Below are 13128 nucleotides of genomic sequence, written 5' to 3'. Positions count from 1 at the left end.
TCGTCGAAAATCCGTGGCTCGATCTCTCCCAATCGAGCCTCCGCGGGGGTCGTCTGTGATGCACCAGTCTATCCCTGGCCGTAGAGAAATCGTAGCCGAAGTCATAAATTGATTGTCGCGGTCGAAACACTGTTTTTTCGCCATCGAAAGACAAAATTGTGGCGCAAACCGATCCTGATCAGCGACCTTCTTCGCAAACCATTGGATAGCTCCCATGACCAATCAACCGGATCGCCCCCTGCCTTCTCGACGAATCATGGCCCACGCCACGAAATCGCTGCTCATCATCACGTTGCTGATCGCTGGTGCGAACGCCAGCCGCGCCAACGAGCCCGCCACCTCAGAGACTCCGGAGAAGCTGGATATCGAGACGATTACCGTCCGGCTGCTGATCACCAATCCGGAGGGCGAACCCATCGCTGGAGCCACCGTGACTCCGTCCGGTATGAGAACGCGGCTTGAACGTGCCAGCCACTACGGCTGGGCCGAAGAACGCCACGGAAAGCTATCGAAGGTAGAAACGGACGAATCCGGAAGAGTCGAAATTTCGTGTCCAAAATTTGTCTACGAAAAGCTTGAGGTCGGGGAGATCACGTGGTTGGTGCAGCATGAAGACTACATCATGTTCCGAGAAGACCGTTCGGTCGACGATGATCCCGCAAAGATCACTCTGCAACGTGGGCGGAGAATCGCCGTTACGGCGATTGACGCAGACACGAAAGAGCCAATCAGGAAAAACCTGCACGCCTCGCTGAGCGGTTCGGGCGGCCCTGACGAGTGGGCGACGCTGAACAACGGCATGCTGATGTCTCGCGGCGTCGACCCCGAACGCAGCACACTGCGAGTCTTCGCGCTGCCGGACGACGGGCCAATCAAATTCAGCAAGTCCATCGACTTGAGTGAATACGGTAACAAGTCTCGCGTTCTACTACGAGACCTGGAACTTCAAACCGGCACGCGCGTTGAAGGGACAATCGACAAGAACGTGCCTCGCCCGTTTAAGAACGGAATTGTCTCCATCCATGTAATCACCGGACTGGGAGCTGAAGCGTACGGTTCGTACGAAAGGCGCAATGATTGGTCAGACTGGACGACAATCGAAGAAGACGGGACGTTTGTTTTTGAATCCTTGCCCCGTGGCGACGTCGTTCAGATGATTGCTGTTTGCGATGGGTGGATCAGCGTTCATCCAACGGTCGAAGATCTTCAACGCGTCGGTCTGGAAGTTCACCAGTCGCAAATTTCGGATTCGCGAGTGGCACCTCAGTTGGCACTTTTGAAAGACGATGTCGCCACTCCCTTCATCAAAATGCAGCAAACCGCAACCTGTCGAGTGACAGTATTGGGACCGGATGGCAACCCGATCGAAAACGCTCAAGTCTATACGTCGCCCAACCAAATCAGCTTCGGCGGCGGCAGCACTATTGTCGGCAACGGTTACAGTCGGCGCGCAGCGCTGTTGGCAGCCGACAAGGTCAAAGACATGACGTGGGGCCGCGCCACCCGCGAGAAGTTCGTCGAACTTGGCATCATGTCGCCAGCCAGTTCGCGCTACATGGCCACAACGGACGAAAAAGGCGTCGCAGAAATAAATACGATTCCCGGCGGCACGAAGGACTCACCACTGACGCAATCGATCTCCGTTCATCACGAAGACTTCGAACAGCCCACCGGCGATGGTCCAGGCATCCGCCGGGAACTTAATGTCACTTTCGTGCGAGGTGAAACTTCCGAAGTGACAATCAAAATGCAGAAGAAAGGCACCACTGTAATCGGCAAATGAGCGGTCGTGTGGCGATAAATTCGACGGGGCCGACAGGCTTATCACCTACCAAATCGCTCATGACGGGAAAAGAAAAAGGACATTCCAGGAACGCCTAACAAGGCCTGAGTGAACCTGCAGCGGGCGTTGCAAATTCGCAACATTCGCTCGTGCCGAATTCACGCAATAGTTCTCGCAGCAGGACAAGACCACCGTCTATATGGTAGCGTTTCGATGCTTCTTTCGCTGTAAACAACAGACGGTCACCACCATGGCGCCAGTCGCCCCCGAATCTCTCCTGCCTCTGCCGCTCACAGCATTCGAACAATTCATGCTGACGGATGAGTCACCAGATTTTCCAATGGTGTTCTATCTTCAGGTTCGGCTTAAAGGGGTGGTAGATCGACGGAACATGCAACTGGCCGTCGACACCGCGTTAACTCGGCACCCGCTGCTGTGCTGCCGAGTCGAATCAGATAACGGGCGTGAATGCTGGGTCTGGGCAGGCGATGATATTCCGAACACCGATTGGAACAAAGACCACTGGTCCGCAGCAGAACCCTGGCACCAACCCATCGATTTGAGAAACACAGTCGGGCTGCGTGTTTGGGGCGAACAGACGACGGAACATGCTCTGCTCACCCTTCAGTTTCACCACGCCTGCTGCGACGGAATCGGCGCGGCCCAGTTCCTCGAAGACGTCGCGATCGCCTACGCCCGTCAACACGCGGCCAGCAACGGTATCGAAGGAGACCTGCCGGAACTGCGTCCTGTGCACCACCATCTGCTGAAGACAAGAGGCAGCCGCGATGGGCGGCGCATTGCCGACGTGAGAGGCTCACTCACGCGACGGGTTCGAATTCTTCTGAAGTACACACTCAGATACCTGCGGCAGAAGAAACTTCCCCTGCAGACCACTTCGCCCGACCGTAATGATGACCGACAACAGGGCCTCAACCTGATGACGCTGCAACTAAGTCGCCGTGAAACACGTGGCCTTAGGGAAGCTGCCAAACTTCATTGCGCTTCTCTGAATGATCTGCTCGTCAGTGAACTCATGACGACCTCGCACGCCTGGAACACAAAACACGGACGTCGTAGAAAACAATGGTTCAGCGTCAAACAACCAACCGTGTGCGTGCTTGTGCCGACCAGCCTGCGAGGACCATCCGACAGTGAACTGCCTGCGTGCAACGTCGTGAGCTACGTCTTCATGGCACGACCGGTTTCGCTTGTCACACAACGGGACAAACTGCTTCACAGCATTCGTGACGAAATGCAACTCGTCCACAAACACCAGGCGGGTTGGTTTTTTGTTCAGGCAATTGAAGCGATGAGGAAGCTACCGGGAATGCTGCGGTTCGTCATGTGGTGGACGCAGGACAGTTGCATGAGTACGACAGTGATTTCACACATGGGCAATTTGCTAAATACGATAGGAAGCCGGTTGCCAAAGATTGACGGCCAAATTCAGATGGGCAATCTCACAGTCGAACACATCTGCGGCATCCCACCCATTCGACAGGGCACATCTGCCGCATTCTCCTCAATGATGATCAACGGCTGCCTGTCGATCAGCATGCGGTGCTGTTCGAAACGTTTCAGTCAGCGAAACGCCAAGGCACTGTTGAACGCATTTGCGGACACGCTGAAGGACACAGCAACGCAGGTACCCGATTTACCCGGTTAAGTTCTTGCGCAGAAGTTGGACAGCATCCTGACTGTCCGAGGCACCGAAAACAGCCCGCCTCGGAGAGTTGGCCTGACTAAAAGTAGAATTTGTGCTCCGACCATGCCCATGGGGCAGCATGTTTCACCAACTTCGCATGTCGTCAAATTTACAGTTGCTGCCGCCGTAGGTACCTGGCTAGGGTGATCACGATGCGCTTGATAAGCGTGGGTTAGCGCAGACGGTCATCTCCTTCCTGGGAACAACATGAATCCAGCAGACGACATGTTCCCGCTGACGCTGTCAGATTTTGAACACTACGCCTTCCGAGACGACTCTGCCGACCACCCAATGGTCATTGTCCTGCGAACATCGTTCGAAGGGCAACTGAATGAGTCCGCTTTCCGACAGGCATTGGACATCACGCTGCTGGACAACCCGTTACTTCGCGCTGTCGTTGACGAATCGGGATGGCGCAGCGAATGGCGACTTCTGAAAAACCATAAGCCGACGCTGACAGCCATCAGCTATGACAGCGAAGCTCCTCCTCTTCACTGCCCGTTGCAAAGAATCGATTTACGGAACGAAGCGGGCGTCACCTTTCAACTGCGTCTGTGTGCCGATCGAGGAGTGCTGATCACTCACTTTCACCACGCCTGCGTCGACGGCATCGGAGCGATTCGATTTATCGGAGACGTCTTCGCGCACTACGGTCAACTCACTGCCTCCAGCGCTGACGAACGACCACGAGTTCGCCGCCCTAACCCGCAGCGACTGCTGAGCCGTGGCACGAAGGCGATGGCAGGAGACCAACGCAAGCCGCGAGCGCCGATCGGCCATACGCTGCTGGAAACCTGTCGGCTATTCCTGAGGAAGAGTTACTGCCTTGTTAGGTGCGGGGAATCATCCGCACCTCCTGGAAAACAGGAGACGAACAACATCATTGCGACCAGAGTTTTGCCGCGGTCGGTGCTGAAACAATTGCGAGAACTCGCCGCTTCGAACGGTGCCACGGTCAACGATTTGTGCATGATGGTCTTCCTACAGAAAACCGCAATGTGGTCATCGAATAGTCCCGGCGCAAAACGCCGCGACCTGTTTCGGATTCTAATGCCGGTCAGTATGAGGACTCCCGACCACGACGATATCTCTGCGGCAAATGTCGTCAGCTATGTCTTTCATAGCTTCCGGCGTCACGAAATCCTGTCGTCCGAATCACTGCTGGAAGCCATCCGTAATAAGTCTCAGCAGATGCTCAATCGAAACGAAGCAGCCGCCATGCTGCATGGATTTGCATTGACACGCTGGATTCCGGGACTGTTTCGACTGTCGCAAATCGCTCAGCCGAACTTCGCAACGGCCGTGATGACCAACGTTGGGGAGGTGCGGCGAATCTTCGAAAACCGATTCCCTCTAATACACGGAAGAGCGATCGCCGGCAATGTCGTCATTCAACGGATCGATGGCGTCGCTCCAGTGCGCTCAAACACCAACATGACGATGGCATTCGGCACCTACGGGGGCGAATTGATTATGCACCTGAACCGAAACACGCATTTATTCTCCTCAGCCGACGCCGATGAATTGCTGCAAAACATTTCTGACGGACTTTCAGCACTTGCAGGATCCAATGACTCACGAAGAACGATCGAAACCGTTGCTGTTGGTCCGCATTCGATCGCCCAAGGAACGCGGTGACTGCCTCGATGCCCCAATCTTCAGCCGTTGCCATTCTTAGGTTCAACAATCGACGCAGTGCGAAAGCAGCAGCACGCGTTTCCGAGCATGGTCAACCGCCGATGTTTCAATCAGCAGATCAGTTTCATGTCTTTTAAGTTACTGCCCAGGCTAATTGCTTTTCCGATCATCGCATGTATCGGTCAGTGCTGGTGGATGGCGAATTACAGCCCGACCAACATGGCAGCGTCGATGATCTGGATTCCCCTGCTTGCGTACGCGTGGTTTTGCATCGGAGGTCTGACACACGAGATTGTACATGGGAACCTGAACTCGACTCCGCTTGTGGTAACGGTCAGCGCAAAAATCATTGGAACCGTGCTCGGAATTCCCCACACCGTGTACAGGGAGGTTCACATGCGACACCATGCTTATCTCAATACGCCTCTCGACTGGGAAATGTGGCCCTACAGTGATCCTCGAGCATCGTTACGTTTCCGGCGAATCTTTGTGTGGTTCGACATCGTTTTTGCGGTCGTCGCGACACCCATCATCTGGGGCCGCATCTGCTTCTCAAAAGAATCTCCGGTGCCTCTACCGATTCGCCGAACGATGAAAATCGAGTACTGTGGAATCGCCGTGTTCTGGCTCGGGACCATCGGCACTGGAATCTGGATGCACCAGACAGGCAGGTTTCAGTTCCAGCCGGAGCATTTCATTTTTGCGCTCCCGCCACTACTGGCAACGGCAGTGAACGGTCTTCGCAAGATCATGGATCATGTTGGCACCAGCAGCTTCGATCCGCTGCATGGCACGCGCACGGTTGTCGGCCCGAGTTTTATCACCCGGACGCTGTCGTTCTTCAACTTCGACCTTGCCGTACACGGCCCGCATCACCGCTATCCAAAGCTCGAATGTTCATCGCTGAAGCAGCGAATGGAAGAGATTTCAGAGGCCAACCCCGGACAACGCTATCCGATCTTCCCTTCGTTCTTCGCGGCGTTCGTGGACACGCTGGTCGCAATGGTTAGAAATCCGGGCGTAGGCGTAAATGCCGGCTGCACGGATGACCTCAGCCACCTGCCGTCACAGACATCCGCGAAAGTCAGCTCAGAAACACATTGGGGCTGACCAGCCGCTGGCCGCCTTCCTTTCAAAATGAAATTCTTTACCGACACCTTCATCAATCGCCCGCTGCCGGGATGGCTTTTGGTCATCGTCCTTAGCATTGCGCCATTGCTTGGATTTGCCGGCTTCCGGATCGCCGAGTCACAATCCGCAGGGTGGGTTCCAAAGGAAGTGATCGACGAACTTCGCGCGACGGAACGACAGTTCAAATCCAACGCCCCCATTGTGCTCGTTTTCCAAAGCGAAGACTTCTTCCAACCCGCACACATCGCCGCACTGCAGCACACCGCTGTGGCGTTACGCGAGATTAAAGAAGTCCTGAATCTGACGTGGGTTGGAGATATTCCCGAAGTCAGCCCGCGTGGAAGACAGCGACTTTGGCTGCCCATCGTCACCAACGCCACATCGGCGCAGGAACTGGTCGATGCGAAACAGGCATTGGTGAATCATCCTCTGGCCGCGAACAATCTGATTTCCTCAGACGGCCGAACGTTATTGATGCTACTCGACACGAATGACAAATCGCTCGTCAGCACTATTCGATCGATAGCGATGCGGAACCTGGCGGCGACCGATATTCGGGTACGAGTTACCGGAACGCTGGCGCTTTACGATCTGCACAATCGAGCTTTGGCTGGCGATCATGTCCGCATACAAATTTGGGCGTATCTGCTTGTTGGTGGACTACAGATTCTGGTGTTTCGCCGACCGATCGCCATTATCATTGCGTGCAGTGGCCCTGTCGTTGGCGTGATCTGGACACTCGGCTGGCTGAAGCTGATCGGGCAATCTGAAAACGAACTGGCCAAAATCATTCTGCCCGTGATGATCGTCATGATCGGATTCACGGACGGCGTCCATTTTACGCTTAGACTCAAACAGCTTCGGGTCTCCGGAAGCAACGTCATCGACGCAGCTCGGAACGCACTTGTCCAGACAGGTCCGGCATGCCTGTTAACGTCGCTCACAACAGCCATTGGCTTCGGTTCATTGGCACTGTCGCAGTCAGAAATGATCGCCGGATTCGGATACGCATCGGCTATTGGAGTCATCGTCACATTTTTTGCCGTCGTTCTGGTGAGCCCGCTACTGGCGGTGTCCTGGCTTGGTCGTCGAATGCACGTCAACCACCAGCAGGAACCGTTGGCACGATTCATCAGTCGTTTCAAAGGAGTGATTCGCTTTTCAGCAAGTCACGCTCGCATGGTGACGATCATCGGCGCGGCGATAACCGTCGGCTGTTTGGTATTATGCAGCCGACTAATTGCCGACGAGCGCGTCAGCGATCGCGTGCCGAATCAATCCGAAGAGTGGCAGGCCATGCACCATTGCGACAGGCATGTGGGCGGCATTCGCAGCCTGAGAGTCATGCTTCGCTGGCCCGAAAATACGTCTCGAAAGCAGATATGGCCGGCCATTCGTGAATGCGAGTCCTTAATTGCTCAACAGCCACTGCTGGGACGCCCGTTGTCGATCCGCACGGCTCTTACGGTGGTCAGAGGCTCGAATCGGCAGGATCAATCGATCCTCGCCAACCAACTGCCGGAGTCTTTGAAGCATCAGTTCTATCGTCCGGACATTCGTTCAACTATCGTCGTCACACGCATGCAGGACCTGGGCTTTGCGGCTCTTGAACCGGTTCTCAATGAACTCAAGTCAAAACTGGTCAGCATCGAAACGGCCAACCCAGGATTCGAAGTAGAACTTCTGAGCGACGTGATTGTCGAAGGCAAAATCGTGAGTCAATTGATCAGGGAAATGATGCAGAGCCTGATGATGGCCGCCGCGATTATCTTTATGCTGCTGGCCATCAGTTTTCATTCCTGGCAAATCGGGTTGATCTCAATCATCCCCAACGTCATGCCTCTGGCCGTTTCCGGAGCATTGCAATATTGCATGGTGGGGTCACTAGGAATTGCTGCAACGTGTTCGTTCGCAATCTGCCTGGGGATCGCCGTTGACGACACAATTCACTACCTGCACCACTTCCGCAGTGAACGGCGCAAGGGCAGCAGTTCCGTCGTTGCAAATCAACGGACGTTTGTCGCCGTGGGCAGCGCGCTGATGCTGACGACGATCGTGATAACGGCAGGCCTGGGAACCGTCATGACCAGCCAACTGCCGCCCCATGTCAGTTTCGCTTCGATGGCGTGTGTCACGCTGATCGTTGCTCTACCCGCCGATCTGTTATTCCTGCCGGCCCTGCTGACGCTGCTCCCCGGCCGCGTAACAGAAGCTGATTCAGTGACCAAAGCCCCATCCGCTGTCAAGTTAACTCAACCGTAGCAGCTATGACCACACCTGCGCATACAACCTCCTTCGAACCAACGCCGCTTAGAACAACTCTTGGTGGAATGTCGGCCCTGCGCGCAATTGCCATGCTGTTGGGAATCACTCTGCACGCGTCAATGGCGTATCTGGCCAGACCGTTAGAAGGAATGCGATGGGTGGTTCAGGATACGCCGTCTCTTGTCGGCGACTTCGCGTACTGGTGGGTGCATGCGTGGCGGTTGCCATTGTTCTTTTTCCTGGCCGGTTTCTTTGCGAAGCTCACGATGGACCGTCACGGTGCTGAGCAGTTCGCCAGAAAGCGTTTCAAAAGACTCGTCGTCCCTTACATTGTCGCGGCATGGACAATCGGCCCAATCCTATATGTTGTGTTCGTCGGCGGATGGTATCTGACCGGGCAATGCACCTACGATCAGATGATGCCGCATGTTCCGTTGCCGCCCAAGCTTCAAGAGAACAGTTTTGGCCCGGCTCACCTTTGGTTTCTGCAGGATCTCATCATCATGAGCTCCGTCTATCTATTCTTAAGCGTTGTGATGCCGGGCACCGGAAAGCCTGTCCGCGAGACAAAAACTGCAATCGCTCCGAAGTGGTGGATGCCGATCGCCGCAGCGATCCCGACAGGCCTGTTACTATGGAGCGACCTCAGCCCCGTGATCGCTCACCACAACACGTTTTTGGCTGACCCGCCTCGTTTGTTGTACTTCACGATCTATTTCATTGGTGGTATCACGGCGTTTCAGAATCGTGAATGGTTCATGAAAGCCGTCAGGTTCCCGAAGACTCATCTGTTGCTCTCGGTGCCCTTGGGCATTGTGTATCTGGTCCTGTTGCGCACCAACTTTCTTGATCTGCAATCCTTGACCGGGCGACTGGTGATGGGCCTCACGGTGGCCCTGATCGCATGGTTGACGATCTACGGACTGATGGGTTGCTTCCTGCACCATTGGAATTCAGAAGGGCCCCAGGCTCGCTACATCGCGGATTCTTCGTACTGGATGTATCTCTGCCATTTACCGATCGTCGCGGCGCTGGCCACCGCGCTGCACTGGATCGACATACCTTCAGTTTTCAAGTTTCTGATCGTCAGCAGCGTGACGACAGTGATTGGCCTGCTGAGTTACCAGTTGTTCGTGCGATACACGATTATTGGCAACTACCTGCACGGCCCCAGAGAGAAGCCGGCCCACACGCAATCGCTGCGGCCCACCGCGTCTCCGCGACCTGTGCGTTAGAGTCATTGCTAAGGACTTGGCGCTAGCGATTTCCGTTTGGCAACCTGCTCGACATCACCATATTCGCGGATCAGTTGTTCGCGATTGCCTCGCGTTTTGGCAGAACATCGGCGTCAGCCATTGGTCGTTGACAGTGCAGGTGTTCTGATTTTCCCAATCAGCATAATGTCACCGGCTTGCCTGGTCCCGCTGTCAGCTTAGCGTCCCCCTCGAAACACCTGAGATGAACAATCAGGATGGAAGAGAAAGGCACGAATACCATTGGCGATTGAACCATTATTGTTGGGGATACCAATCCGTGCCCCAGCCATCAAACAGCAGGTCGAATGCGTTGTCGTCGATCAGCGACAATGAATCCAGAAACGCGGTGCCGTTCAGTCCATTGCCGTCACCGGTGCCGTTGATGAGGTTCTGTTTGCGTACGGCGAGTGACTTGTGAGACGTCCATTCGTCCCGGATACCGTTCAACGCTACGTCGTCGCCATCATGGATGGTGTCGCCACCGATCATGATGTCCTGACCGCTGCCGCCAAATGCCAGATCGAATCCAGCACCCGCGATGATGATGTCTCGGCCCGAATCGCCGAAGAGAACGTCGTGTCCGCTGCCGCCCAATATTACGTCGTGGCCTTGTCCACCAGATACGAAGTCTCGCCCTGAGCCGCCTCGGATCAGATCATCCCCCGAACCGCCGATGACTTCGTCGTTGCCGGAACCGGCGTCGATGACCGCTGGCATGCTGATGTTGCGATCCAGGTGAATATGGTCACTGCCCTCACAGGAATAGATCAGGATTGAAGAAACGTCGCTGACAGGGATGTACGATTGCTGAGTTGGACCGTAGCCAGCTTTCAGTTGGACTCGAATGTTGCTACCAATTCGTTTGACGTGAATGCGGTCTCGCTGATCCGTGCCGATGATCTGCAGAGTCCCATCGTCGGTGACTCGGGCTCCCGACACGACAGCGGTTGAGACCGCATCGTCGGTTTCGATGCCGTCATCCACGGTCACCGTCACTTCAAAAATTCCGCCGGTCAAGTACGTATGGCTGCCTGTGACGTTGCCACCTGACACGACTCCGGTCGACGAATTGCCGTCACCCCAATCGATCGTTGCGGTATGGACGTCGCTCGGATTCGGATCGGTGAACGTGGCGTTCAGCGTCACCGAATCTCCGGGGCTGGCCTTGTCAACAAACGTGGCATCGGTTTCAACGGTCAACACTTCCGGCGGCAGGTTAGAGACATCGTCATTCAGAATGGTGAGCTCAGCCGTTGGGATAACGCCGCCCGCGATGCCTTTCGCGAATGACAATAGAATCGTTTCGTCCGCTTCCACATCGGTATCGCCAAGCAGTTCGATCGGCACGCTTTTCATAACTTCACCGGGCAGGAAACTCACCGTGATTGGCCCGGCGGTGAAGTCCGTTCCGCCAGTTGCCGTGCCATCCGTCAAAACCACATCCACCGACGAGGCGATCGATGTATTCACAGACCGAGTGACTTGTACGACGTTGGTTGGGCTGGGCGAATCACCTTCTGCTGCAGAATACGTTGCTGCTGAAAAGTCGTATTCCGGCGGCAGCGTGATTAGGTTCATGTTGTTGAAACTGATATTTGCACCAACATTACCGAGTGATCCATCCGAAGTTCCGGGGCCGGAAATGTTGACGTTCGGCGTAACGGGAAACTGGGTGAGATCCAGCGTGTCGATTCCAGAGGCGGCTCCGTCACCACCATTCAGGTTGGAATTGATCCCGGTGTCGCCCGACGGACGGATTGTGTCGTTCCCCGTCAGTGAAGAGATCACGTTCGTGGTGACTCCGCTGGCCGCCGTCAAAGCGGACGAATCCAAAACGTTGTCCCCGGCACCGCCTGTCATTCGCAGGTCTTCCACATTCGAGAACGTATTGACGTAAGGGCCGACAAACAACGTGCCATCGATGGCTGACATATCAACGTCCCCGGTTGCGGTAAAGCGATCCACGCCACCGCCGCCATCGATCGTGTTGTTGCCGTCGTTGTCGGCCAGAATCTCGTTGAGTTCGCCTCCCAACAACGAATCATTTCCCGCCAGCCCCGTCAGGTAAACAACATTGATTCCGGAAGCCGCTGTTACGGCACTGGAATCCAGGATGTTATTCCCTGCACCGCCCTGGAGTCGCACGTCCTCGAAGTTGGCATGAGTGCTGACGATGCCATTGATTGACAGTGTGCTATTTGTGAGGACCTGGTCTGTGTCGCCAAAGATGATCAGAATGTCCGTACCACCGAGTCCATCCAGGACATTTACGCCACCGGTATCGCGAATCGTGTCGTTCAAATAGCTGCCTCGGAGCGTGTCATTTCCGGTATCGCCAATGATCTGCACGGTCGTGACATCGCCAGCCATTGAAATGGCCGATGCGTCGATGATGTTGCCGGTGGGGCCGCCACGCATGTCGAAATTCTCAACACTGACGTGAGTGTTGACACTTGTTCCGATTAGAAACGTGGAGTCCGTCAGAGTCATATCCTGATCCCGAAAGGCGGGTACACTGTCGCTGAGAGATCCGCCGACAAACGAATTGTCGCCAACGAAATCCAGGAAGCTGTTTCGCACTCCCTGAGCACCGATCAGTATGTCATTGCCATCGCGGCCGGTCAGATTGATGCCACTCGTGATGCCGCTGGCGGCAGTCACAGCCGACGCATCGATTGTGTTGTCACTGGCGAGTCCGCCAAGACTTACGAATTCGATGTTTGCATACGTATCGAATTCGGAACCGATAGTGAGGCCGGCATCGGTCAGCGTCATGTTGATGTCAGAATTGACCAACCACTGATCACTGGTGATTTCCCCACGACCATCGATTGAATCGCTTCCAGGACTTTCCGAAAAGCCGTCGTTCAGATCACTGCCGATGATGATGTCATCTCCGTCTCCGCCAACCAGAGACGTCCGACGCAGACTTCCGATCTGGCCAACCGCCGACATGTCCAGCGAATCGTTCAGATCGCCGAGGTTCACGTTGATCACAACCAGGCCCGCCGTAGGAATTGTGACTTCATTGGTGTTCACCACAGTGACTCCGGCACCTGCCGTAATCGGAGCCGTGGTGTCAATGATGGTGATCGTGCCTCCGGATTCGGAAATGGTGACGGTATTCGTCTCATCGGCATCGGCAAAAAAACTCAGCGATGTGCCGGACACACTCACGCTGCTGAGTAATGCACGCGATTCAAGATTTTCTGCAGATGTTCCGGACGCGGCGAATCGACATCGTCGACAACGTGACTTGCGATTAAGGCGAGAGAAGAATGTGCGAAGCTGAGCTTGAAGTTTCATGGTCTTATTCTGACGTGAAGGTAGGTAGCAGAAATGCGAAA

General features: G+C 55.0%; 7 protein-coding genes. 6 read left to right on the top strand and 1 reads right to left on the bottom strand.

Annotated elements, in window-relative coordinates; translation table 11 throughout:
- Window positions 1–214: 214 nt before the first annotated feature.
- From Fuma_RS26355 to Fuma_RS26330, 6 genes are all read left to right on the top strand, one after another.
- Entirely contained in the window at window positions 215–1783 is a 1569-nt protein-coding gene (locus tag Fuma_RS26355; RefSeq protein WP_077026748.1) for a hypothetical protein, read from the top strand.
- A 250-nt stretch (window positions 1784–2033) separates the two neighbouring features.
- Complete coding sequence (locus tag Fuma_RS26350; RefSeq protein WP_158521145.1) at window positions 2034–3452, top strand: hypothetical protein; 1419 nt, start codon at window positions 2034–2036, stop codon at window positions 3450–3452.
- A 246-nt stretch (window positions 3453–3698) separates the two neighbouring features.
- Window positions 3699–5129 carry a hypothetical protein gene (locus Fuma_RS26345; protein WP_077026746.1) on the top strand — a complete coding sequence of 477 codons (1431 nt, stop codon included), beginning with the start codon at window positions 3699–3701 and terminating at the stop codon, window positions 5127–5129.
- A gap of 87 nt (window positions 5130–5216) precedes the next feature.
- Window positions 5217–6239 carry a fatty acid desaturase gene (locus tag Fuma_RS26340; protein WP_145944388.1) on the top strand — a complete coding sequence of 341 codons (1023 nt, stop codon included), beginning with the start codon at window positions 5217–5219 and terminating at the stop codon, window positions 6237–6239.
- Window positions 6240–6266: 27 nt separating this feature from the next.
- Window positions 6267–8522 carry an efflux RND transporter permease subunit gene (locus Fuma_RS26335; RefSeq protein ID WP_077026744.1) on the top strand — a complete coding sequence of 752 codons (2256 nt, stop codon included), beginning with the start codon at window positions 6267–6269 and terminating at the stop codon, window positions 8520–8522.
- Window positions 8523–8590: 68 nt separating this feature from the next.
- The gene (locus Fuma_RS26330; protein ID WP_077026743.1) at window positions 8591–9760 is read left to right on the top strand and encodes an acyltransferase family protein; all 1170 of its coding nucleotides are present in this window, start codon (window positions 8591–8593) and stop codon (window positions 9758–9760) included.
- Between the two features lie 276 nt (window positions 9761–10036).
- Here the strand turns inward: Fuma_RS26330 and Fuma_RS26325 are convergent, their stop codons facing one another.
- Entirely contained in the window at window positions 10037–13087 is a 3051-nt protein-coding gene (locus tag Fuma_RS26325) for a Calx-beta domain-containing protein (protein ID WP_077026742.1), read from the bottom strand.
- Window positions 13088–13128: the final 41 nt, after the last annotated feature.

The sequence above is a fragment of the Fuerstiella marisgermanici genome (genome assembly GCF_001983935.1).
Taxonomy (GTDB): Bacteria; Planctomycetota; Planctomycetia; order Planctomycetales; family Planctomycetaceae; genus Fuerstiella; species Fuerstiella marisgermanici.
The sequence above is the reverse complement of the archived record's forward strand: the minus strand, read 5'-3'. Positions and strand labels throughout refer to the sequence as shown.